16 protein-coding genes and 5 tRNA genes are annotated in these 22,629 nt (G+C 70.0%); 10 read left to right on the forward strand and 11 right to left on the reverse strand.

What is annotated here, in order from left to right; translation table 11 throughout:
* The first annotated feature begins 210 nt into the window (after positions 1-210).
* The 3 genes from ACFWJX_RS12325 to purM all read left to right on the forward strand — a co-directional run bounded on the left by ACFWJX_RS12325 (position 211) and on the right by purM (position 3,885).
* Entirely contained in the window at positions 211-1,008 is a 798-nt protein-coding gene (locus ACFWJX_RS12325; protein ID WP_383240687.1) for a sterol carrier family protein, read from the forward strand.
* A 221-nt stretch (positions 1,009-1,229) separates the two neighbouring features.
* Positions 1,230-2,756: an amidophosphoribosyltransferase gene (gene purF / locus ACFWJX_RS12330; RefSeq protein WP_383240690.1), complete on the forward strand. Its 1,527-nt coding sequence runs from the start codon at positions 1,230-1,232 to the stop codon at positions 2,754-2,756.
* 46 nt (positions 2,757-2,802) lie between these two features.
* Entirely contained in the window at positions 2,803-3,885 is a 1,083-nt protein-coding gene (purM, locus tag ACFWJX_RS12335; protein ID WP_383240693.1) for a phosphoribosylformylglycinamidine cyclo-ligase, read from the forward strand.
* Positions 3,886-3,972: 87 nt separating this feature from the next.
* Here purM and ACFWJX_RS12340 read toward each other — a convergent pair whose 3' ends face one another.
* Positions 3,973-4,230 carry a DUF3073 domain-containing protein gene (locus ACFWJX_RS12340; protein WP_383240696.1) on the reverse strand — a complete coding sequence of 86 codons (258 nt, stop codon included), beginning with the start codon at positions 4,228-4,230 and terminating at the stop codon, positions 3,973-3,975.
* A gap of 280 nt (positions 4,231-4,510) precedes the next feature.
* The gene (locus ACFWJX_RS12345) at positions 4,511-5,614 is read right to left on the reverse strand and encodes a Leu/Phe/Val dehydrogenase (RefSeq protein ID WP_383240699.1); all 1,104 of its coding nucleotides are present in this window, start codon (positions 5,612-5,614) and stop codon (positions 4,511-4,513) included.
* Between the two features lie 221 nt (positions 5,615-5,835).
* On the opposite strand from ACFWJX_RS12345, the gene ACFWJX_RS12350 reads away from it, so the two are divergent.
* Both ACFWJX_RS12350 and bldC read left to right on the forward strand, forming a co-directional pair.
* On the forward strand, positions 5,836-6,678 hold the full coding sequence (locus ACFWJX_RS12350) for a hypothetical protein (protein WP_383240702.1): 843 nt from the start codon (positions 5,836-5,838) through the stop codon (positions 6,676-6,678).
* 547 nt (positions 6,679-7,225) lie between these two features.
* On the forward strand, positions 7,226-7,432 hold the full coding sequence (gene bldC / locus ACFWJX_RS12355; protein ID WP_003949541.1) for a developmental transcriptional regulator BldC: 207 nt from the start codon (positions 7,226-7,228) through the stop codon (positions 7,430-7,432).
* A gap of 427 nt (positions 7,433-7,859) precedes the next feature.
* Here the strand turns inward: bldC and ACFWJX_RS12360 are convergent, their stop codons facing one another.
* From ACFWJX_RS12360 to ACFWJX_RS12390, 7 genes are all read right to left on the reverse strand, one after another.
* Positions 7,860-8,063: a DUF6274 family protein gene (locus tag ACFWJX_RS12360; protein ID WP_383240705.1), complete on the reverse strand. Its 204-nt coding sequence runs from the start codon at positions 8,061-8,063 to the stop codon at positions 7,860-7,862.
* A 300-nt stretch (positions 8,064-8,363) separates the two neighbouring features.
* Positions 8,364-8,438, reverse strand: a tRNA-Asp gene (locus ACFWJX_RS12365).
* 95 nt (positions 8,439-8,533) lie between these two features.
* Positions 8,534-12,532, reverse strand: a complete 3,999-nt coding sequence (gene hrpA, locus ACFWJX_RS12370; protein ID WP_383240708.1) for an ATP-dependent RNA helicase HrpA — start codon at positions 12,530-12,532, stop codon at positions 8,534-8,536.
* 146 nt (positions 12,533-12,678) lie between these two features.
* A tRNA-Phe gene (locus tag ACFWJX_RS12375) sits at positions 12,679-12,755 on the reverse strand.
* A gap of 23 nt (positions 12,756-12,778) precedes the next feature.
* Positions 12,779-12,853, reverse strand: a tRNA-Asp gene (locus ACFWJX_RS12380).
* Positions 12,854-12,890: 37 nt separating this feature from the next.
* Positions 12,891-12,963 (reverse strand) — tRNA-Glu (locus ACFWJX_RS12385).
* 80 nt (positions 12,964-13,043) lie between these two features.
* Positions 13,044-14,648 (reverse strand): metallophosphoesterase, encoded by a 1,605-nt coding sequence (locus tag ACFWJX_RS12390; protein ID WP_383240711.1) that lies wholly within the window; start codon positions 14,646-14,648, stop codon positions 13,044-13,046.
* 79 nt (positions 14,649-14,727) lie between these two features.
* Here ACFWJX_RS12390 and ACFWJX_RS12395 point away from each other — a divergent pair, with 79 nt between their 5' ends.
* Positions 14,728-15,078, forward strand: coding sequence for a metallopeptidase family protein (locus tag ACFWJX_RS12395; protein ID WP_211362888.1), 351 nt, complete (start codon positions 14,728-14,730; stop codon positions 15,076-15,078).
* A gap of 246 nt (positions 15,079-15,324) precedes the next feature.
* Here the strand turns inward: ACFWJX_RS12395 and ACFWJX_RS12400 are convergent, their stop codons facing one another.
* Complete coding sequence (locus ACFWJX_RS12400; RefSeq protein WP_383240714.1) at positions 15,325-15,717, reverse strand: hypothetical protein; 393 nt, start codon at positions 15,715-15,717, stop codon at positions 15,325-15,327.
* 202 nt (positions 15,718-15,919) lie between these two features.
* On the opposite strand from ACFWJX_RS12400, the gene ACFWJX_RS12405 reads away from it, so the two are divergent.
* The 3 genes from ACFWJX_RS12405 to ACFWJX_RS12415 all read left to right on the forward strand — a co-directional run bounded on the left by ACFWJX_RS12405 (position 15,920) and on the right by ACFWJX_RS12415 (position 20,167).
* Positions 15,920-18,295, forward strand: a complete 2,376-nt coding sequence (locus ACFWJX_RS12405) for a DEAD/DEAH box helicase (RefSeq protein ID WP_383240717.1) — start codon at positions 15,920-15,922, stop codon at positions 18,293-18,295.
* Between the two features lie 168 nt (positions 18,296-18,463).
* Positions 18,464-20,002: an amino acid permease gene (locus ACFWJX_RS12410; protein WP_383240720.1), complete on the forward strand. Its 1,539-nt coding sequence runs from the start codon at positions 18,464-18,466 to the stop codon at positions 20,000-20,002.
* Between the two features lie 89 nt (positions 20,003-20,091).
* Positions 20,092-20,167, forward strand: a tRNA-Lys gene (locus ACFWJX_RS12415).
* A gap of 71 nt (positions 20,168-20,238) precedes the next feature.
* Here the strand turns inward: ACFWJX_RS12415 and ACFWJX_RS12420 are convergent.
* The gene (locus ACFWJX_RS12420; RefSeq protein WP_383240722.1) at positions 20,239-21,654 is read right to left on the reverse strand and encodes a hypothetical protein; all 1,416 of its coding nucleotides are present in this window, start codon (positions 21,652-21,654) and stop codon (positions 20,239-20,241) included.
* 272 nt (positions 21,655-21,926) lie between these two features.
* Between ACFWJX_RS12420 and ACFWJX_RS12425 the strand changes: the two genes are divergently transcribed.
* Entirely contained in the window at positions 21,927-22,424 is a 498-nt protein-coding gene (locus ACFWJX_RS12425; RefSeq protein WP_383240725.1) for a hypothetical protein, read from the forward strand.
* The last annotated feature ends 205 nt before the right edge of the window (positions 22,425-22,629 follow it).

The raw sequence follows: 22,629 nt of genomic DNA on the forward strand, positions 1-22,629 counted from the left end.
CGACGGTCGGCCCGCATCGCAAGTCGTGCTCCAGCAGGTACGCGAACTCGCCGCCGCCCCCGAACGCCGCCCGCATGCCCTGATCGGAACACCACCACCGCCGCGTCGACGCCGACGAGTGCCCTCCCCCTCCCGAGGCGGTCGCCGCCGGCGCCCGCGAACTCGCCGAGCAGGCCTTCGCGGACCATGCCGCCGCATAGGCTGCTTCGCATGCCACCGGCCAAGAAGCGCCCCCGCGCCTATGACCCCGTCAAGATCCGCACCGCCGTGCTCGCCCAGCTCGGCAACGTGAGGGAAGCCGTCCGCACGCTCACCCCCGAGCAGCTCGCGCTGCCGACGCGGCTGGGGGAGTGGACCGTACGGGAGCTGGTCGCGCACATCGGGATGGCCGTTACCGCGGTCGGGCGGTCGCTCGATCTGCCGGAGCCGGCGAAGCCGGACGCCACGCTGCTCGACTGGCCGTTCGCGACGTCCGTGAGCGCCCCGGCCATCGACGCCTTCACCCGGCGACTGTCCGCGGAGCACCCGGACCTGGACGCCTACCTCGCGGGCGTCGAGCAGGGCCTCGTCGAACAGCTCGACGCCCACCCGGGCTCCCGGCTGCTGGTGACGAACGCCGGTGCACTGCCGCTGGCCGACTACCTGGTCACCCGCACCGTCGAACTCGTCGTCCACACCGACGACCTGAACGCGGCCGTCCCCGGCCTGGAGATCCCCTTCGACCGCCAGGCCCTCGCCGCCGCCACCCGGCTGCTGGCCGACGCCCTCGCCGTCAGGGCGCCCGGCGGCTCCACCGAGGTGCGGATCCCGCCGTACGCCGTCGTGCAGTGCGTCGAGGGCCCCCGGCACACCCGTGGCACCCCGCCCAACGTCGTCGAGACCGATCCGCTGACCTGGATACGGCTGGCCTCCGGGCGGCTGAGCTGGAAGGCGGCCGTCGAGGAGGCGAAGGTCGCCGCGAGCGGGGAGCGGGCGGACCTCGCGGAGCTGCTGCCGCTCATGTCCTGACGCGACGGATGCCTGATGATGTGCGACAGCTCACTCATGCCCGCGGAGCGAGACGTGGGACGGGGGCCGACGTGGCCCCGCCACCCGGCGACTGGATCATCCGAAACGCGGGTTGACCTGGGGAGATTCGTCGATCATGGTTTCCCCGGAGCGCTCAAGATCGAGTTACTCGCGGTATCCCCAATTCGGACCAGTGGTCGATCTCGCCTACACTCGATGATGTGCCACGTGGTGACGGTCGACTCAGTCATGATCTGCTCCCCGGCGAGAAGGGCCCCCAGGACGCTTGCGGCGTCTTCGGGGTCTGGGCCCCCGGTGAAGAGGTCGCCAAGCTCACTTACTTCGGGCTCTACGCCCTCCAGCATCGAGGCCAGGAATCCGCGGGAATCGCGGTCAGCAACGGCTCCCAGATCCTCGTCTTCAAGGACATGGGACTCGTCTCCCAGGTCTTCGACGAGACCTCGCTCGGTTCGCTCCAGGGTCATATCGCGGTCGGTCACGCCCGCTACTCGACCACCGGCGCCTCCGTGTGGGAGAACGCCCAGCCGACGTTCCGCGCCACCGCGCACGGTTCCATCGCGCTCGGGCACAACGGCAACCTCGTCAACACCGCCCAGCTCGCCGAGATGGTCGCCGACCTGCCCAAGCAGGAAGGCCGCACCCCGCGCGTCGCGGCGACCAACGACACCGACCTGCTCACCGCGCTCCTCGCGGCCCAGGTCGACGAGGACGGCAAGCCCCTGACCATCGAGGAGGCCGCCCACTCGGTCCTCCCGAAGGTCCGCGGCGCCTTCTCGCTCGTCTTCATGGACGAGCACACCCTCTACGCCGCCCGCGACCCGCAGGGCATCCGCCCGCTGGTCCTCGGCCGCCTGGAGCGCGGCTGGGTCGTCGCCTCGGAGTCCGCCGCCCTCGACATCTGCGGCGCCGCGTACGTCCGCGAGATCGAGCCGGGCGAGTTCGTCGCCATCGACGAGAACGGCCTGCGCACCTCCCGATTCGCGGAAGCGAAGCCCAAGGGCTGCATCTTCGAGTACGTCTACCTGGCCCGCCCGGACACCGACATCGCCGGCCGGAACGTGTACCTCTCGCGTGTGGAGATGGGCCGGAAACTCGCCAAGGAAGCCCCGGCCGAGGCCGACCTGGTCATAGCCACCCCGGAATCCGGCACCCCGGCCGCCATCGGCTACGCGGAAGCCTCCGGCATCCCCTTCGGCGCCGGCCTGGTCAAGAACGCCTACGTGGGCCGGACCTTCATCCAGCCCTCGCAGACCATCCGCCAGCTGGGCATCCGCCTGAAGCTGAACCCGCTGAAGGAAGTCATCAAGGGCAAGCGCCTGGTCGTCGTCGACGACTCGATCGTGCGTGGCAACACCCAGCGGGCCCTGGTCCGCATGCTCCGCGAGGCCGGCGCCGCCGAGGTCCACATCCGGATCTCCTCGCCGCCCGTGAAGTGGCCCTGCTTCTTCGGCATCGACTTCGCCACCCGCGCCGAGCTGATCGCCAACGGCATGTCGATCGAGGAGATCGGCACCTCGCTCGGCGCCGACTCCCTGGCGTACATCTCCATCGACGGCATGATCGAGGCGACCACCATCGCCAAGCCGAACCTCTGCCGCGCCTGTTTCGACGGCGAGTACCCGATGGATCTGCCCGACCCCGAGCTGCTCGGCAAGCAGCTCCTGGAGACGGAGCTGGCCGCCGGCCCGGCCGCGACGGCCGCAGCCGACGCGATCCGCCGCCCGTAGACGGTCCCGTCATACCTGCCGTACGACACGAAAGTTCTCACCTCCCATGTCTGAGACAACTGGTGCCAGCTACGCAGCGGCGTCTTACAAAACAGCGGGTGTCGACATCGAAGCGGGCGACCGCGCCGTAGAACTCATGAAGGAGTGGGTGAAGAAGACGCAGCGCCCCGAGGTCCTCGGCGGCCTCGGCGGCTTCGCCGGCCTCTTCGACGCCTCCGCCCTCAAGCACTACGAGCGCCCCCTGCTCGCCTCCGCCACCGACGGCGTCGGCACCAAGGTCGACGTCGCCCGCCAGCTGGGCGTCTACGACACCATCGGCCACGACCTGGTCGCCATGGTCATGGACGACATCGTGGTGTGCGGCGCCGAGCCGCTGTTCATGACCGACTACATCTGTGTCGGCAAGGTCCACCCCGAGCGTGTCGCCGCCATCGTCAAGGGCATCGCCGAAGGCTGTGTCCTGGCCGGCTGCGCCCTGGTCGGCGGCGAGACGGCCGAACACCCGGGTCTGCTGGGCGAGGACGACTTCGACGTCGCCGGCGCCGGTACGGGCGTCGTGGAGGCCGACCGGCTGCTGGGCTCCGACCGCATCCGCTCGGGGGACGCGGTGATCGCCATGGCGGCCTCCGGTCTTCACTCCAACGGGTACTCGCTGGTCCGCCACGTGCTGCTGAACCAGGCCGGCCTCTCCCTGGAGGCGCGCGTCGAGGAACTCGGCCGCACCCTCGGTGAGGAACTGCTGGAGCCGACGAAGATCTACTCGCTGGACTGCCTGGCCCTCACCCGCACGACGGACGTCCACGCCTTCTCGCACGTGACCGGAGGCGGACTCGCGGCCAACCTGGCCCGCGTCATCCCCGACGGGCTGCACGCGATCGTGGACCGCTCCACCTGGACCCCGGCCCCGATCTTCGACCTCGTCGGCCGGACCGGCCGGGTCGAGCGGCTGGAGCTGGAGAAGACCCTCAACATGGGCGTGGGCATGATCGCCATCGTCCCGGAGGACTCGGCGGACGTGGCGCTGACCACGCTGGCCGACCGCGGGGTCGAGGCGTGGGTCGCGGGCGAGATCACCGACCGCGGGGAGCACACGAGTGGCGCGGCCCTGGTCGGGTACTACGCCGGCTGAGACCGGTACGCGGGCTGCAACCCTGTGCGCAGCACAAGACCCGGTCGGTGACCGAAGTCACCGACCGGGTGAGTGCTCGAAGCAAGGTCAAGCGCCGCGACGGTGTTGGTGCGAGGAGTCCTCGTCCTCGTCCTCGTCGTCGCCCCCGTACAGCTCGGCGTACCGTGCGTACGGGTCGTCGTCCTGCTCATCGTCATCGTCCTCGAACGGCTCGCCATTCGGCGGAATGTTCGATGGCGATGCGCCCAGCTCTTCGGCCAGGCGTGAGAGATCCGTCCCGCCGCTGTTGTACTTCAGCTGGCGGGCGACCTTCGCTTGCTTGGCCTTGGCCCGGCCGCGCCCCATGGCTCGACCCCCTCAACGACGGGGCTCGACGGCCCCAGAGTCTTGACACGCGTTCATGGTCCGGAACGGACTCTCCGCGGAGAGGCCGGTCCGTAGGGCTTCCACGGTACCTGAGCCCGAACCCATACGGTACGTCGCCCGTAGCACGCGCGTGTGCACAGAACCTTCGAGGCGCCCTGTCCTCGCTGGTCAGTGGCGATTTTAACCACTTATTGGCGGGCGACCCGCCGGGAAGGGTGAGAGTTCTCTCGAACTTTCCCCCGGCAGGTACCGAACAGGGTCACCAGCCGCGTGCCTGAGCCGCCTCGTGCATGCGCTGTTCGGCGATCCGGTCGGCCGCCGCGGCCGGCGGAATCCCGTCCGTCTTCGCACGTGCGAATATGGCCAGCGTGGTGTCGAAGATCTTTGCGGCCTTCGCCTTGCACCGCTCGAAGTCGAACCCGTGCAGCTCGTCGGCGACCTGGATGACCCCGCCGGCGTTCACCACGTAGTCCGGCGCATAGAGGATCCCGCGGTCGGCGAGGTCCTTCTCGACGCCCGGGTGGGCGAGCTGGTTGTTGGCCGCCCCGCACACGATCCGCGCGGTCAGCACCGGCACGGAGTCGTCGCTCAGCGCCCCGCCCAGCGCGCAGGGGGCGTAGATGTCGAGCCCCTCGGTCCGGATCAGGGCCTCGGTGTCCGTCACCGCCGTCACACCCTCGGGGTGCCGGTCGAGGATCCGCCGTACGGCGTCCTCGCGCACGTCCGTGATCACGACCTGGGCGCCCTCGTCCCGCAGGTGCTCGACCAAGTGGTGGCCGACCTTGCCGACGCCCGCGACGCCGACCTTGCGGCCGCGCAGCGACGGGTCGCCCCACAGGTGCTGGGCGCTGGCCCGCATGCCCTGGTAGACGCCGAAGGCGGTCAGTACCGACGAGTCGCCCGCGCCGCCGTTCTCCGGCGAGCGCCCGGTCGTCCAGCGGCACTCGCGCGCCACGACGTCCATGTCGGCGACATAGGTGCCGACGTCGCAGGCGGTCACGTACCGCCCACCGAGAGAGGCCACGAAACGGCCGTAAGCGAGCAGCAGCTGTTCGGTCTTGATCGTGTCGGGATCGCCGATGATCACGGCCTTGCCGCCTCCGTGGTCCAGCCCGGCCATGGCGTTCTTGTACGACATCCCGCGCGCGAGGTTCAGCGCGTCGGCGACGGCCTCCTCCTCGGAGGCGTACGGGTAGAAGCGCGTACCGCCCAGGGCGGGGCCCAGGGCGGTGGAGTGGAGGGCGATGACGGCCTTCAGGCCGCTGGCACGGTCCTGGCAGAGCACGACTTGCTCGTGACCACCCTGGTCCGAGCGGAAGAGGGTGTGCAGCACATGATCAGGGGCGCCGGATACGTCGGTCACTGTGGTGACTCCTGGGTAACTAGCGGCGGTCGGGACGGGGGCTCCCGTACGGGTGGCGGGGCCTGTGGGATGAGCGTAGAGCCTGCACCGCCCGCCGAACGCGTCGTGTTGCGGATCACCTCCTCGCGGAGTACGCCCGTGCGACGATTTGCATGTTTTCCGGACCCTTCACCGGGTGCCCCGGAAGGTTTCCCGGTCGGCCCAAGGGGGAGGGAGCAGGCGTGCCTCAGGTGTCCTCGGTGATCGTCCCGTACGCGGCCTATCTGCGCGTGTACGAGCCGCTGGCCGCCTTCCCGGAGCCGGAGCGCAGCCACTGGGCGCGCTATGCCCGCCGCCGCGACCGCCCCACCTATCAGGACGAGCTGCGCCGCTCGCTGGCCGACCTGCTGCCCACCCCGCCGGTCGCCGTGCCGGTGCACGAGAGCGGCGACGCGTTCGTGACCGACGTGGACGGGGTCGTCTGCGTGTGCCCCTGGCGGACCCGGCTGCGCGGCTGGCAGGCCCTGGGGGAGTTGGGCGACGAACTGCCCGGTCCTGTCCTGGACGCGGTCCTGCCGCCCCTGGTCCGCCTCCAGGCCGCCCAGGACTACGAGCGCTGGCTGGTCCGCAACCCCGACGCCCGCCCCTGGATCCGCACGGCGACCTGGCAGATCCCGCTGAACTGGTTCGTCCTCCTCTCCGACGAGGAGCGCGAGTACGAGAAGGGGACCGCCGAACAGGCTCCCGTGCTGCGCTACCGCACGCCGATGGTGCAGGCCCGCCGCCGGGTGGCGCGGGGCCTGCGCGCCCTCAGGGACGCCATGGACGAGGGGCCGCTCATCGAGGGCCTGGTCGACGTGGGGCGCTGGCTGGAGGAGTTCCACCCGCGCTCGCTGGTGGAACTGGACTACGGCGGGCTCGTCCACGCGCTGCCGGCCGGTGATCTGGAGGGCGACCACTCGGCGGCCGACGTCGCCGCCGGCATCGACGCCCTGCGGCGCGGCGACGGCCCCGCGGCGGGCGAGGCGTACGCCAGGCTCGCGGAGCGCTGGCGGGCGGTACGGGACCGGCGCTCGGCCAACTGACGGTGTGACAGACGCGACAGGCGTTTCCATCGTGACCTGCGTCACGGTCATATGCCCTCGAACAGCGTACGGTCAGCGCACTTCACGGAACTGACGGGACGTAGGTCCCCGATCCGGGCTTTTGTCGCAAGGGTGACGGACCGCACGTACACGGCCCTTGCGCTGGTTGCCCCTCCTCGTGCCAAAATAGGACAAGGAGTCCGGGGAGGGCTCCTCCGTCCACTTGTGTTCCATCGTGGGGGGAATCTCAGCATTGCACGCTTTGGGGGGTCTGATGACTCCTGATCGCCGTGTGACTGATCGTCACACTGGCGTGACTGTCCGCTATGGCCCGGTCCATCGGCTTCCGTCGCCGATGAACACCTGGGGGGCAATTCCATCGGTTTGGCCGACGCGGCTGGACAGATGGTGTAGTTGTAGTGCCGAGGACAAGCCGTTCGTCCTATAACCGACTCGACTCGCGTCCGCCATTTCGGGCAACGCGGGTCAAGGTGCAGAATTTAGAGGAAAGAACCGAGAAGGTTCGGTTCTCCCGAGGAGGCCGCTCATGACCGCTCGCACCCCTGATGCTGAGCCGCTGCTGACCCCGGCTGAGGTTGCCACCATGTTCCGCGTAGACCCTAAGACGGTCACGCGGTGGGCCAAGGCCGGCAAGCTCACGTCGATCCGCACGCTCGGCGGACACCGCCGTTACCGCGAGGCTGAGGTTCGCGCACTGCTCGCGGGTATTCCGCAGCAGCGCAGCGAGGCCTGAGCAACTGAACAACCGGGCAACAACACCGCAGGTCCCCCAATCTGCCGAGATGTCCGAACCCTAGCTCCAAGCGACGCGGGTCCTGCCCCAACAGGCCCGTAGCCCCACACGGTGCGTCGTCGATCGCGCTGGACTCCGCCGAGTCCGGCGCGATCTTTTTTGTGCGCCCGGGAACCCTGTCGGCGGGCTCTGTGCGCGTCCTTGTCGAAGTCTGGGGCGCCCTGTGGAGGGCTGTCGGATCCGCTGTGGGGAGCCTCTGGGGGATCGGTGGGGACGCTCTGTGGAGTGGTGCAATTGCACATATTAAATTGACCAGTTGTAGGTAGCGGGTAAGAACCCACCTTCCCGAAACTCATGCAGTGACACCCGTCACATGCCACTGGCCTTGTTGCCGCCGACATGTGTGCGCTATTGGAACGGTCAAGGGTCAGGCCGTGTACGGCTGTTCGTCCTCGCCGGCCTCGCGCGGCGCCCCCGTGGTCTCCTCGGCGGCCTGGGCGGCGCCGTCCGTCACCAGCCGCTGAAGACGGCGGCAGACGGGGCAGTGGCGGGTCAGATGCCGGTAGGACGACGCGGCCGACAGATGCGCGCGGAGCAACGCCCGCGTCTCGTGCGCAGCCGATGCCGTCATACGCCACCTCCAGTGAAACCCCGCGGGAAGCACAGCCCTGACTTCTGGGGTACCGGCCGAATGTGACGCCGTCAAGGCCACGCAGAAGAGCCCGGCTCGGGGATCCGGGCTCGGCGCAGAGGAGAGGGCCCGCACCCGGTAGGTGCGAGCCTTCTTCGATCGATGCGGTCCTGGCGGGTTTTGCTGTGCCTGATTGCGGCTGCGCCGCGGGCGCGGCCTCCGTCTTGATGGGGTGGCGGGCGGCAGCGGGGATGCGAAGAAGGCCCGCACCCGGTAGGTGCGAGCCTTCTTCGATCGATGCGGTCCTGACGGGATTTGAACCCGCGGCCTCCACCTTGACAGGGTGGCGAGCACTCCAAACTGCTCCACAGGACCAGGTTTTGCGGCACATTTTGTTGCGCTGTGCTGCGAGACGAGACTCTACAGGAGGCTGGCCCGCCTGGTCGAACTCACCCTCCGTGCAGTGGACGTCACGGTGCGGCCGCGTCGATCGCCTTCACGATCCGCTTGTCGGAGACGGGGTACGCCGTGCCCAGCGCGTGGGCGAAGTAGCTGACGCGCAGCTCCTCGATCATCCAGCGGATGTCCAGCACCGAGGACGGCACCGGGCGGCCCGGGGGCAACTGCTCCAGCAGCCAGGCGTACTCGTCCTGCATCTCGTGGACCTTCTCCATGCGGGCGGTGTCCCGCTGGGCGTTGGTCGGCATCTGCTGGAGGCGCCGGTCCGCGGCCACGAGGTACCGCATCAGGTCCGGCATCCGGCGCAGCCCCGCCTGCGTCACGAAACCGGGCCGAACGAGCGCGTCCAGCTGCTTGCGCACGTCCGTCAGGTTCGCCAGCAGCGAGGGGCTGCGGACGCCCTTCAGGCGGCGCTCGCAGGACTGCCAGGCCGCCAGCACCTGCTGCACCTGCCCGACCGTCCGCACGGTCGTGTCGACGATCTCCGCCCGCACCTTGTCGTACAGCTTCCGGTACGACTCCTCGTCCCACGCCGGTCCGCCGAAGTCGCCGATCAGCTTGTCCGCCGCGGCCATCGCGCAGTCGTCGAACAATGCCTGGACGGAGCCGTGCGGATTCGCGGACAGGGCGAGCTTGTGGGCGTTCGTGAGCTTCTCGGATGCGAACTTCGCCGGGTTGACCGGGATGTTGCGCAGGATCAGCCGACGGGTGCCCTTCCACATCGCCTCGGCCTGCTCCTCCTCCGTGTCGAAGAGGCGGACGGAGACCGTGTCGCCGTCGTCGACCAGCGCCGGGTACGCCTTCACCGGCTGGCCCGCCCGGCGGGTCTCGAAGACGCGGGTGAGCGTGCCGATCGTCCAGTCGGTCAGGCCGGACCGCTCCAGGGACTCGCCGCCCTCCCGCTCGGCGATGGCCGCGGCGGCCTGGGAGATGGCCTGGCGGGCCTTGGGCTTCAGCCGCAGCTTCAGCGCCTCCAGGTCCTTGTCCTCGGCCAGCTTGCGGCGCCGCTCGTCGACGATCCGGAAGGTGATCTTCAGGTGGTCGGGGAGGCGGGACCAGTCGAAGTCCTCGGCCTCGAAGGGGACGCCGACCATCCGCTTGAGGTCACGGGCCATCGCCGTCGTCAGCGGCTCCTGCAACGGCACCGCCTGGTCCAGGAACCGCTGGGCGAAGTTCGGCGCCGGCACGTAGTTGCGGCGGATCGGCTTCGGCAGGGAACGGATCAGCTCGGTGACGACCTCCTCGCGCAGGCCCGGGATCTGCCAGTCGAAGCCCTCGTCCGTGACCTGGTTGAGGACCTGGAGCGGGATGTGGACGGTCACGCCGTCCGCGTCCGCGCCCGGCTCGAACTGGTAGGTGACCCGGAACTTCAGCGGGCCCTGCCGCCAGGTGTCCGGATAGTCGTCCTTGGTGACCGCCCCGGCCGACTCCCGGATGAGCATCTCCCGCTCGAAGTCCAGGAAGTCGGGCTGCTCGTGCCGCTTGTGCTTCCACCAGGAGTCGAAGTGGGCGCCGGACACGACATGGTCGGGCACCCGCTGGTCGTAGAAGTCGTACAGCGTCTCGTCGTCGACGACGATGTCCCGGCGCCGGGCCCGGTGCTCCAACTCCTCGACCTCGCTGAGGAGTTTGCGGTTGTCGGCGAAGAACTTGTGATGCGTGCGCCAGTCGCCCTCGACGAGCGCGTTGCGGATGAACAGCTCGCGGGAGACCTCCGGGTCGATCCGCCCGTAGTTCACCTTGCGCTGGGCGATGATCGGCACGCCGTACAGCGTGACCTTCTCCAGCGCCATCACCGCGGCCTGGTCCTTCTCCCAGTGCGGCTCGCTGTACGTCCGCTTCAGGAGGTGCTCGGCGAGCGGCTCGACCCACTCGGGCTCGATCTTGGCGTTGACGCGCGCCCAGAGGCGGCTCGTCTCCACCAGCTCCGCCGACATGACGAACCGGGGCTGCTTCTTGAACAGGGCCGAGCCCGGGAAGATCGCGAACTTGGCGCTCCGGGCGCCCAGATACTCGTTCTTGTTGCCGTCCTTGACGTCCTTCATCCCGATGTGGGACAGCAGGCCGGCGAGGAGCGACACGTGGATGCTGTCGCCGGCGGCGTCCCGCTCGTCGAGGTGGATGCCCAGCTGCTTGGCGACGGTCCGCAGCTGCGAGTAGATGTCCTGCCATTCGCGGATGCGCAGGAAGTTCAGGTACTCCTGCTTGCACATCCGCCGGAACGACGAGGAGCCGCGCTCCTTCTGCTGCTCGCGGATGTACCGCCACAGGTTGAGATAGGCGAGGAAGTCGCTGGTCTCGTCCTTGAAGCGGGCGTGCTGCTGGTCGGCCTGGGTCTGCTTGTCGGCCGGGCGCTCGCGCGGGTCCTGGATGGACAGCGCGGCGGCTATCACCATGACCTCGCGGGCACAGCCGTTCTTGTCGGCCTCCAGGACCATCCGGGCCAGCCGCGGGTCGACCGGCAGCTGGGCCAGCTTGCGGCCCATCTCCGTGAGCCGGCTGCGCGGGTCCTTTGAATGGGCGGAGGGCCGCGCAGTGGCTCCTTGAGGGGTGGTGGTCGGGTGACGGGTGGGCGGGTCGAGCGCTCCCAGCTCCTGGAGCAGCTGCACGCCGTCCCGGATGTTGCGGTGGTCCGGCGGGTCGATGAACGGGAACTTCTCGATGTCGCCGAGCCCGGCCGCGGTCATCTGGAGGATGACGCTCGCCAGGTTGGTCCGCAGGATCTCCGGGTCGGTGAACTCGGGCCGGGCGAGGAAGTCGTCCTCGCTGTACAGCCGGATGCAGATGCCGTCGGAGGTGCGGCCGCAGCGGCCCTTGCGCTGGTTGGCGCTGGCCTGCGAGATCGCCTCGATGGGCAGCCGCTGCACCTTGGTGCGATGGCTGTACCGGCTGATCCGGGCGAAGCCGGGGTCGATGACGTACTTGATGCCCGGGACGGTGAGGGAGGTCTCGGCGACGTTGGTCGCGAGAACGATCCTGCGCCCGGTGTGCTGCTGGAACACCCGGTGCTGCTCGGCGTGCGAGAGGCGGGCGTACAACGGCAGCACCTCGGTGAACCGGTACTGCTTCTTCTCCAGCGCGTCCGCGGTGTCCCGGATCTCCCGCTCACCGGAGAGGAAGACCAGGATGTCGCCCTTCCCCTCGCCCATCAGCTCCTCGACGGCATCGGTGATCGCGGTGATCTGGTCGCGGTCGGAGTCCTCGGACTCCTCCTCCAGGAGCGGCCGGTAACGCACCTCCACGGGGTACGTCCGCCCGCTGACCTCGATGATCGGCGCCTCACCGAAGTGCCGGGAGAACCGCTCGGGGTCGATCGTGGCCGAGGTGATGATGACCTTGAGGTCCGGACGCCTCGGCAGCAGCTGGGCGAGGTAGCCCAGCAGGAAGTCGATGTTGAGGGACCGCTCGTGGGCCTCGTCGATGATGATCGTGTCGTAGGCGCGCAGCTCGCGGTCGGTCTGGATCTCGGCGAGCAGGATGCCGTCCGTCATCAGCTTCACGAACGTGGCGTCCGGGTTCACCTGGTCGGTGAACCGCACCTTCCAGCCGACGGCCTCGCCGAGCGGCGACCGCAGCTCCTCGGCGACCCGCTCCGCCACCGTCCGGGCGGCGATCCGGCGCGGCTGGGTGTGCCCGATCATGCCGCGGACGCCCCGGCCCAGCTCCAGACAGATCTTCGGGATCTGCGTCGTCTTGCCGGACCCGGTCTCACCGGCGACGATCACGACCTGGTGATCGCGGATCGCCTCCGCGATCACGTCCTTCTTCTGGCTGACCGGCAACTGCTCGGGATAGGTGACGGCGGGCATACGGGTGCGCCGCGCGCCCATCCGTTCCTCGGCGGTCGCGACCTCCGTCTCGATCTCGGCGAGGACGGCGGCTCGGGCCTCCGGGTTGCGGATCTTGCGCGCACCTTCGAGCCTGCGCCCGAGCCGGTGCGCATCGCGCAGGGACAGCTCGGCCAGACGGGGGGCGAGAACGCCGAGGGCGGGGGCAGGGTGCGTAGACATACGGGATCCAGGATCTCATCCCGCGGAAAAACGTGGCGAGTGCTTTTGTCGGCGGCGGCTACGACGGCTACGACGGCCCGCTCGGCGCTGTCGCGCGGGGGAACACGAACAGGGCCCCGATCCGGAGATCGGGGCCCTGTTCGATGTGGTGGCTGGGGCCGGGGTCGAACCGGCGACCTATCGCTTTTCAGGCGATCGCTCGTACCAACTGAGCTACCCAGCCACGGAGTTCACGAGGAACTCCAGCGGTCCTGACGGGATTTGAACCCGCGGCCTCCACCTTGACAGGGTGGCGAGCACTCCAAACTGCTCCACAGGACCAAGCTGTGTGTACGACAGTGTCGCACACGGTGTTGCGTGCCCCCAACGGGATTCGAACCCGTGCTACCGCCTTGAAAGGGCGGCGTCCTAGGCCGCTAGACGATGAGGGCTATCGGCCCGCCTGGGCGCTTCGCAGCGCGTCGGGGACGTGAGAAGCATATGGGATGGCAGGAGCTATCGCCAAAACGATTTAGGAGCGGGAGCCGGAGGGCGTGCGGGAGGCCGGTGCCGGGGTCCCGGAGGACGGCGTGGACGGCGTGGGCGCAGGGGTGGACGGTGTGGGCGTCGGGGAGGCGCCCGGCTGGTTCTCCTTCGGGAGGTGACGGCTGACCTCGGCCGTCGTCAGGCCCAGGCCGCCGAGTTTGATCTCGTCCCAGGCCTGGAGGCGCCGGGAGTCGCGGTCGAAGTACAGGATCGACGCCTCGATGGGGTCGGGGTACTTGCCCTCGACGGCACGCAGTCCGCTGCCGCCGGTGGAGCCCTCGACGCGCAGCCGGGTGCCCTCCTTCAGGATCTCCATCTCGGTGTGGTGGAGGTGGCCGGCCAGCACCATCGGTACCTCGCCGTCGGTGCGGCGGGCGGCGGAGGGCTCGTGGGCGATGGCGACGTCCACGGGGGTGCCCGCGGCCCGCTGGGCGCGGAGCGCGTCCGCGAGACGGTCGCCCGCCGCCTCCTGGGTCCCCTCGGCGTCCGGGACGGCGGAGCGGTCGGGGGTGAACTGCGGGTCGCCGATGCCGGCGAAGCGCAGTCCCGCGAGGGTCACGGCGCGGCCGTCGTCCAGGACGTGGACGTTCTTCATGTTCTCCAGGTAGGCCTGGGTGGTCGTGGAGTCGTGGTTGCCGCGGACCCAGACGTAGGGCGCGCCGAGGTCGGGGATCGGGTCGAGGAAGCCGTTCTCGGCGGCCGTGCCGTGGTCCATGGTGTCGCCGGAGTCGACGATCACGTTGACCTTGTACTGCTCCACCAGCGAGGCGATGATCTTCCAGCTCGCGGGGTTGAGGTGGATGTCGGAGACGTGCAGGACGCGCACGGTGGTGGGGTCTGGCTGGTAGGCGGGGAGGGTGGAGGTGACGTCGTAGAGCTTGGTCACGTTGGTGACCAGGCGGGCCAGTTCCTGCTGGTAGACGTCGAACTCCGTGACGATGCTGCGGGCGTTGCCGACGACGGAGGGGGCGGAGGAGAGCAGGCCCGAGAAGCGGGGTTCGAGGACCGACTTGGGGTTCCAGGTGGCGTAGGCGGTGGCGCCGGAGGCGGCGAGCAGGGCCAGGGCGAGGCCGCCGGCGCCGAGGGCGCGGCGGGGGCGGCGGTAGACGGCGAGGCCGAGCGCGGTGGCGCCGGCGACGACGGCGACGCAGGAGCGCACGGCGAGGTCGAGGGTGCCGTGTTCGATGTCCGCGGTGACCTCGTCCTGGAGTCCGGAGAGGCGCTCGGGGTGGTCGACGAGGGCCTGGGAGCGGTCGGGGTCGAGCTGGTCGACGTTCACGTCCAGGCGGACGGGGGCGATGTGGCTGTCCAGGTGGAGGGCGCCGAGCGGGGAGATGTTGATCTTCGTGCCGCCGTCGAGGGCGGGCCGCAGGGTCATCGTGGTGTTCATGGGGCCGACGGGCACGCGGACGTTCCCGACCACCAGCAGCCCGAGCCAGGCGCCCAGCAGGACGACCGTGGTGAGGCCGAGGGCGCGGGCCCAGGGGCGGGGCTGGGCGGCGAGTTCGGGGACGGGACTCTCGGGTCGGCGGGTGGTGCGGAGACGGTTCACGGCGTTCAGGGCTGCGGCGGGGACGCGGACGCGGGCCATTGGTCGCGTATGCCCACGTGTGCGCCCGGACATGCGGAGGTACCCGCCGTACGGCGCTGTCGTACCGGAGAATGGGGCCGTGCTGGAAATGACGCGCGAGGAGTTCGAGGAACTGGTCGCCGAGGCCCTGGACCGGATTCCGCCGGAGTTGACGCGGCTGATGGACAACGTCGCGGTGTTCGTCGAGGACGAACCGCCGGCGGACGATCCGGAGCTGCTCGGGCTGTACGAGGGGACCCCGCTGACGGATCGCGGTGAGTGGTACGCGGGCGTGCTGCCGGACCGGATCACGATCTACCGGGGGCCGACGCTGCGCATGTGCGAGTCGCGGGAGGAGGTCGTCGAGGAGACCGAGGTGACCGTCGTGCATGAGATCGCTCACCATTTCGGGATCGACGACGCCCGGCTGCACGCGCTCGGGTACGGCTGAGCCGGCGCCGCGGGGCGCGTGTCTTCCTGCGGGCGGCGGGAGTTGGGGAGGTTGACTCCTGCGTCTGCCCCCTGGAGGTGGCCCCGTGCGCCCCTTGTACGTACCCGTTCGCCTGGCCGTCACGGTCCTGGCCGTCGCAGCGGCCGCCGGTTGCATGAGCGTGGGCGACGAGCAGGGGGGCCGGGCCCAGCCCTCGCATTCGGCGGGCGGACACGGCGGTGACGCGCCGGACGGCGGGCCCGGCGGTCAGGCCGGCGGGGGCTGGTCGGGCGCGGGCGGTGGCGGCGGGCACCGGGGCGACGGCAAGGGCGGGAAGAAGGGTGATCCGGACGGGTCCGGATCCCCCGCGGCCGCGCCGTCGGCGGGGCGCAGCGCGGGGGCCTCGAAGGGGCCGGAGCCGGACCGGAGCGAGCGGCCGGGGATGCCGCACCCGCCGAAGGAGGAGCCGTCGCCGACGCGTTCCTCGGACCCGGAACCGCCGGCCTCGCCGGAGCCTCCCGCGTCGCCGTCTCCCGAGCCGACCGTGGCGGAGCCGTCCTCGTCGGCGGACGCGGAGCCGGTGCCGCAGCTGGTCGAGCGCGAACCGGCGCCGGAGGCCGGAGCACCGGCGTAGATGCCGTACAGTGGTGTGCGACCCACGTCTACGCAGACCGGTTTGCCTCCAGGGGTGCAGGGTGCGTATGGTGGTAGATCGTTTGATCCCATTTGCCCGGCGCCACCACAGAGCGCGCCGTGTGGCGCGTACTCTCCCTTACCGTGACGGACCGCATTGAGGCGGTCGAATGCGAACACGGAGTTGACGGGCGCGTGCCGACGAGACTCCGGAAGGTTTCGCATTCGCATGTCCATTTCCAGTACTGATCACGCCGTCGTGTCCGAGAACAGCGAGGCGGTCGAGGCCGTCGAGGTCACCGCGACCGTCGACGCCGTAGCGACCGTCGACGCCGTCCGGGCCACCGACGCCGTCGAGACCGCGGACGCCGACGAGGCCGCGGCCGACAAGGCGCCCGAGCTGACCTTCACGGACCTCGGTCTCCCCGAGAGCGTCGTGCGCAAGCTCACCCAGAACGGCGTGACCTCCCCCTTCCCGATCCAGGCGGCGACCATCCCGGACGCCATGGCGGGCAAGGACATCCTCGGCCGCGGCCGTACCGGCTCCGGCAAGACCCTCTCCTTCGGTCTGCCGACGCTGACCACGCTGGCCGGCGGGCACACCGAGAAGCGCAAGCCGCGCGCCGTCATCCTCACCCCGACCCGCGAGCTGGCGATGCAGGTCGCCGACGCGCTCCAGCCGTACGGCGACGTCCTCGGCCTGAAGATGAAGGTCGTCTGCGGCGGTACGTCGATGAGCAACCAGATCTACGCCCTCGAGCGTGGCGTCGACGTCCTCGTCGCCACCCCGGGCCGACTGCGCGACATCATCAACCGCGGCGCCTGCTCCCTGGAGAACGTCAAGGTCACCGTCCTCGACGAGGCCGACCAGATGTCGGACCTGGGCTTCCTGCCCGAGGTCACCGAGCTGCTCGACCAGGTCCCGCAGGGCGGTCAGCGGATGCTGTTCTCGGCCACGATGGAGAACGAGATCTCCACGCTGGTCAAGCGCTACCTGCACAACCCGGTCACGCACGAGGTCGACAGCGCCCAGGGCAACGTCACGACCATGTCGCACCACATCCTGATCGTGAAGCCCAAGGACAAGGCGCCGGTCACCGCCGCGATCGCCTCCCGCAAGGGCCGCACCATCATCTTCGTCCGTACTCAGCTGGGCGCCGACCGCATCGCCGAGCAGCTCTGCGACTCCGGTGTGAAGGCCGACGCGCTGCACGGCGGTATGACGCAGGGCGCCCGTACCCGCGTGCTCGAGGACTTCAAGAAGGGCTACGTCAACGCGCTCGTCGCCACCGACGTCGCCGCCCGCGGTATCCACGTCGACGGCATCGACCTGGTCCTGAACGTGGACCCGGCCGGCGACCACAAGGACTACCTGCACCGCGCCGGCCGTACGGCCCGCGCCGGCCGCACCGGCACCGTCGTATCGCTGTCGCTGCCGCATCAGCGTCGGCAGATCTTCCGCATGATGGAGGACGCGGGCGTCGACGCCGGGCGTCACATCATCCAGGGCGGTACGGCCTTCGAGCCCGAGGTCGCCGAGATCACCGGCGCCCGGTCGATGACCGAGGTCCAGGCCGAGTCGGCGGGCAACGCCGCGCAGCAGGCCGAGCGCGAGGTCGCCGAGCTGACCAAGGAGCTGGAGCGCGCGCAGCGGCGTGCGAGCGAGCTGCGCGAGGAGGCCGACCGGCTGGTCGCGCGGGTCGCCCGCGAGCGTGGTGAGGACCCGGAGACGGCGATCGCCGAGGCCCAGGCCGCGGTGGCCGGCACCGGCGAGACCGTCGTGGCGGAAACCGTGAGCGAGGTGTCCGTTTCGGCGCAGCCCGCCGCGCGCGACGCCGACCGTCCCGTCCGCGAGGAGCGTCCGGCCGGCTCGTCGTCGTACGAGCGTCGTGAGCGTCGGGACGACCGCGGTGACCGTGGGGACCGTGGCGGTGACCGGGGTGGCTTCAACCGGGACCGTGACGACCGTGGTGGCCGTTCCTTCAACCGGGACCGTGACGACCGCGGTGGGCGTTCCTTCGAGCGTCGTGACGACCGTGGTGGCCGTCCCGCGTTCAACCGTGACGACCGTGGCGGCCGTTCCTTCGAGCGTCGTGACGACCGTGGTGGCCGTCCCGCGTTCAACCGTGACGACCGCGGCGGTCGCTCCTTCGAGCGTCGCGACGACCGCGGTGGCTTCAACCGTGACCGTGACGACCGCGGTGGCCGTGCCCCGTTCAACCGTGACGACCGCGGCGGGCGTTCCTTCGAGCGTCGTGACGACCGTGGTGGCCGTCCCGCGTTCAACCGTGACGACCGCGGTGGCGACCGTGGCGCCGACCGCGGTGGCTTCAACCGTGACCGTGACGACCGCGGTGGCCGTTCCTTCGAGCGTCGTGACGACCGTGGCGGCTTCCGTGCCGGCGGCGAGCGCGGTGGGCACCGGGGCAGCGACCGTCCGTTCAACCGTGACCGCCGCGACGACCGTCCGGGCACCGGCTTCCGCGCCGGCGGCCACGAGCGTCCGGCAGCCCGCCGCGACGACCACCGTGGCACCGGCACCGGCACCGGCACCGGCTCCTTCGGGCGCCGTGACGACAAGCCGCGCTGGAAGCGCAACGGCTGACGTCGGCTGAGTGACCGGCTGCATCTGTAGCTCGCATCGGGAAGGGCCCGTACGACTTCGGTCGTACGGGCCCTTCCCCGTGTCCGCCGGATCTCCAGGATCCTCAAGGGCTCTTTCTGGCCAAGTTGTGACGTGTGTCACGCCCCCGGTGGGGGAATTGCTGGGGGCATGACAGATGACGGCACGGCGACTGGGCTCTCGGACGAGGAACGGCTGGCCCAGCTCGGATACACGCAGGTTCTCGCGCGCCGTATGTCGGCGTTCTCCAACTACGCGGTCTCCTTCACTATCATCTCGGTCCTGTCGGGCTGCCTGACGCTCTACCTGTTCGGCATGAACACCGGCGGCCCCGCCGTGATCACCTGGGGCTGGGTCGTGGTCGGCCTGATGACCCTGTTCGTCGGGCTGTCGATGGCCGAGATCTGCTCGGCCTACCCCACCTCGGCCGGCCTGTACTTCTGGGCCCACCGGCTGGCGCCGCCCCGCAGCGCGGCCGCCTGGGCCTGGTTCACGGGCTGGTTCAACGTGCTCGGCCAGGTCGCCGTGACGGCCGGCATCGACTTCGGTGCCGCGTCCTTCCTCGGCGCCTACCTCAATCTCCAGTTCGACTTCGAGGTCACGCCCGGCCGGACGATCCTGCTGTTCGCGGGGATCCTGGTGCTGCACGGCCTGCTCAACACCTTCGGGGTGCGGATCGTCGCGCTCCTCAACAGCGTGAGCGTGTGGTGGCACGTCCTCGGGGTCGCCGTGATCGTCGGCGCGCTGACCTTCGTACCGGACGACCACCAGTCGGCGTCCTTCGTCTTCGGCGAGTTCGTGAACAACACCGGCTGGGGCAGCGGCGTCTACGTGGTCGCCCTCGGCCTTCTGATGGCCCAGTACACCTTCACCGGCTACGACGCCTCCGCCCACATGACCGAGGAGACGCACGACGCCTCCACCGCGGGCCCCAAGGGCATCGTGCGGTCCATCTGGACCTCGTGGATAGCCGGCTTCGTCCTGCTCCTCGGCTTCACCTTCGCCATCCAGTCCTACGACGGCGCCCTCGGCTCCCCGACCGGCGCGCCGCCCGCCCAGATCCTCCTCGACGCGCTCGGCGCCACGGCGGGCAAACTGCTGCTGCTCGTCGTGATCGGCGCCCAGCTGTTCTGCGGGATGGCGTCCGTCACCGCCAACAGCCGCATGATCTACGCCTTCTCCCGCGACGGCGCTCTGCCCTTCTCGCAGCTCTGGCGCACCGTCAGCCCCCGTACCCGTACGCCCGTCGCGGCGGTCTGGCTCGCGGCCGGTGGCGCGCTGCTGCTGGGCCTGCCCTACCTGATCAATGTCACGGCGTACGCGGCCGTCACCTCCATCGCGGTCATCGGCCTCTACATCGCCTACGTCATCCCGACCCTGCTGCGGCTGCGCAAGGGCGACGACTTCGCCCGCGGCCCGTGGCACCTGGGCCGCTGGTCCCGGGCGATCGGCGTGGTGTCCGTCATCTGGGTGGGCGTCATCACCGTCCTGTTCATGCTCCCCCAGGTCTCCCCGGTGACCTCCGAGACCTTCAACTACGCCCCGGTCGCCGTCCTGGTCGTCCTCGGCTTCGCCGCCGTGTGGTGGTTCGCCTCGGCCCGGCACTGGTTCCTCAAGCCAACGGAGCCGGTCCCCGGTGCGGCGGGGTCCCCGCAGGCGGAGGTGACGGCCGAACCGGTCGATCCGTGACCGATCTCCGCCATCCGGCACGGCCGTGTCCCGATACCCGATCGGCGACACGGCCACGTCCCGCTATGCTCGGGGAGGCAACATCGCCTGGGCCCTTAGCTCAATTGGCAGAGCAGTGGACTTTTAATCCATTGGTTGTGGGTTCGAGTCCCACAGGGCCTACCAGAGAGCCCCCGCACCGGAGACTTCCGGGGCGGGGGCTCCTGCGTTTCCGGGGACCGGAGGACGGGGCCCGGTCAGCCGTTGACGACGATCCTGGCCGAGTTGTTGGTCAGGTCGGGGTCGTAGGTGCGGATCGGGGGCTCGTACTGGTTGTTGTCGATGGCGACCGTCGAGGTGGACCGGGTCGCGCTGTCGACGCGGAGGTCGAAGGGGAAGGTGTGGGTGGCGTGTTCGTTCAGGTAGATCGGGGTGGTGCAGCGGTAGCGGGGGGCGCCGAGCTGTTCCTCGACCCACTCGCCGTCCGCGGTCAGGGCGTAGCAGTCGTCGGGGCGGGCGGTGACGGTGGCGCCGGCCGGGATGCGGACGTCGACCGTGGCCACGGGCTCGCCCGCGCCGAGTGAGGCGACCCAGGCGGGGCCGCGGTTCTTGACCTTGATGTCGGCCCGTACGGTCTCGCCGACCGCGCCCTCGACCCGGCTGCCGATCAGCTTGAGGTCGGCGGTGTTGGTGGCGTGGATGATGACCGAACGGGAGTTGTCCTGCGGGTCCAGGTCAGGGACGGCAGCCGTGGCGGTGGCCGCAGGGGGGGTCTGCGCGGGGGCCGGGTCCAGCTCGGCGCCCGTGCCCGGCGTGTACGTCCGGCCGGCGCGGGCCGCTTCCAGGGCCTCGGCCGAGTAGGGCTCGACGGAGTAGTCGTAGCGCTCGTACAGGGCGTTCCGGCGGGCCTTCAGGGGGTTGGTGAGGGTGATCGACTCGCCGGGGGCGAGTGCCTCGTCGAGGACGCACAGCGCCTGGGTGCCGACCTCGGTGTCCAGGTACTCGCAGTTCGCGGGCCGCTCGGTGTAGGCGAGGCCGCGGGAGGCGGACAGGCGGAGCAGGACGCCCTCGGCGGTGCGGTTGCCGTTGTTGCTGAGGGTGGCGGGGGCGCTGATCAGGGTGCCCGGCGTGACGCCGTCCTGCCGGGGGGACTGGCTGAGGGCCAGGTCGGGGCCGTTGCCGACGGTCACCCGGGTCTCGCCCGGGTAGGACGTCAGCTCGCCGGCGGCGGCGGTGTAGCGCAGGGTGCCCGCGGCGCCGTCCGGGGCGTCCGGCAGCGCACTGACCCTGAGTTCGGCGGCCGTCACCACATCGGTGCCGGTGAGCGCGGGGACGTCGCAGACGGCCGTGACGGCGGTGTCGGGCGCACAGTTGGCGGGCCAGGTGATCTTCGCGAAGGCGGCCAGTTCGCCGGCGTCCACGGTCAGGCTTCCGGCGCCGACCGGGTTCGCGATGTTGTCGTGGGAGACCTTGAGCGTGACCGTCCGCTCGGGCGCGGACCCGTCCTCGTACGCGCCGGGCAGGATCAGCTCGTAGGGGTCCGAGTAAGTCCAGAGCTGGTCGCTGTCGGCGGCCGCGGGGCCCGCCGTGCCGAGGGTCAGCAGGGCGGAGGCTGCGAGGACGGGTACGAGCACGCGCCGGGTGCGGCGGGTCGTCGTATACAAGCGTGTCATGACCAGGCTGACTCGCGCCGGGGCCGATGGGTTGTACGGCGGCGGGTTCCGGTGCGGCGGCCGTACCGGACGGCATTTCTCCGGTTCGGGTTCCACCGATTTCCTGTGGGGTGCTTCACGCCGGGAATCTGATGGCTGGATTGGACAGTAATGATCAAGCCATGCGGTAATTGCGGGGCGCTTGATCAGCTCGGGGGAAACGGGCGGGTCCGGGGCTGGTTTCCGATACCGGGAAACCGATTCAACAATGAACAATACGGGGAGTCGATCGAATGACCAACGGAATACGCATGCGCCTGATCTCGGGTGCCGCCGCCGCATGCGCGGCCGGGGCGCTCGTGCTCACGGCGTCGCCGGCCCACGCCACCTCCGCCTCCACCTCGGTGGGGCTTCCGGGCGGCAACAAGGTGTCGGTCAACGCCTGGCACTGCGGCTTCTACGTGTCCGCCTGTGACTGGAAGGCGTCCACCAAGATGTCCGGCACCAACCCGCGCAAGGCCAAGTGGATCCAGAACCGCGCGGAACTCCAGGCCCACGGCATCAGCGTCTCCCTCACCATCTCCAAGAACCCCGAGGCCACGCTCACGATGAAGAGCCGGTCGCTGGGTGAGGTGCGGTGGAAGAACACCAATGCCAACATCTCCGACACCTACGGTCAGATGCGCCCCGGCGGCGCCACCACGTACGTGTCGACGCGCAGTTGCGGCTCGGCCCAGGTGACGAGCGCCATCAAGGTCAGCGAGAAGTGCGCGTACGCGGGCGCGGCCTGACCGTCGGACCGGCGCGGGTGAGCTGACGCTCGCTTCGCGCGATCCATGAGGGTGCCACACCGTCAGGGCCCGGCGGTGTGGCATTCCCTTCACGCTTTCATCGCATTTCCGTCGAGCTGGTTCCGCAATCACCGAAATCCATTTTCGCTGAATGCGGTGGTGCGGGCGGTGTGCGCGCAGAGAAATACGACGCACGGGGGCGTTC

It is taken from the genome of Streptomyces sp. NPDC058335 (assembly GCF_042723915.1).
In the GTDB taxonomy this organism is placed as follows: Bacteria; Actinomycetota; Actinomycetes; order Streptomycetales; family Streptomycetaceae; genus Streptomyces.

Bases quoted from the DNA above. Each gene is read 5' to 3' on its own strand.
- ACFWJX_RS12325 (WP_383240687.1), top strand. From the start codon at position 211: ATGCCACCGGCCAAGAAGCGCCCCCGCGCCTATGACCCCGTCAAGATC.
- purM (WP_383240693.1), top strand. From the start codon at position 2,803: ATGTCTGAGACAACTGGTGCCAGCTACGCAGCGGCGTCTTACAAAACA.
- ACFWJX_RS12340 (WP_383240696.1), bottom strand. From the start codon at position 4,230: ATGGGGCGCGGCCGGGCCAAGGCCAAGCAAGCGAAGGTCGCCCGCCAG.
- bldC (WP_003949541.1), top strand. From the start codon at position 7,226: ATGACCGCTCGCACCCCTGATGCTGAGCCGCTGCTGACCCCGGCTGAG.
- ACFWJX_RS12360 (WP_383240705.1), bottom strand. From the start codon at position 8,063: ATGACGGCATCGGCTGCGCACGAGACGCGGGCGTTGCTCCGCGCGCAT.
- hrpA (WP_383240708.1), bottom strand. From the start codon at position 12,532: ATGTCTACGCACCCTGCCCCCGCCCTCGGCGTTCTCGCCCCCCGTCTG.
- ACFWJX_RS12390 (WP_383240711.1), bottom strand. From the start codon at position 14,648: ATGGCCCGCGTCCGCGTCCCCGCCGCAGCCCTGAACGCCGTGAACCGT.
- ACFWJX_RS12405 (WP_383240717.1), top strand. From the start codon at position 15,920: ATGTCCATTTCCAGTACTGATCACGCCGTCGTGTCCGAGAACAGCGAG.
- ACFWJX_RS12410 (WP_383240720.1), top strand. From the start codon at position 18,464: ATGACAGATGACGGCACGGCGACTGGGCTCTCGGACGAGGAACGGCTG.
- ACFWJX_RS12420 (WP_383240722.1), bottom strand. From the start codon at position 21,654: ATGACACGCTTGTATACGACGACCCGCCGCACCCGGCGCGTGCTCGTA.
- ACFWJX_RS12425 (WP_383240725.1), top strand. From the start codon at position 21,927: ATGACCAACGGAATACGCATGCGCCTGATCTCGGGTGCCGCCGCCGCA.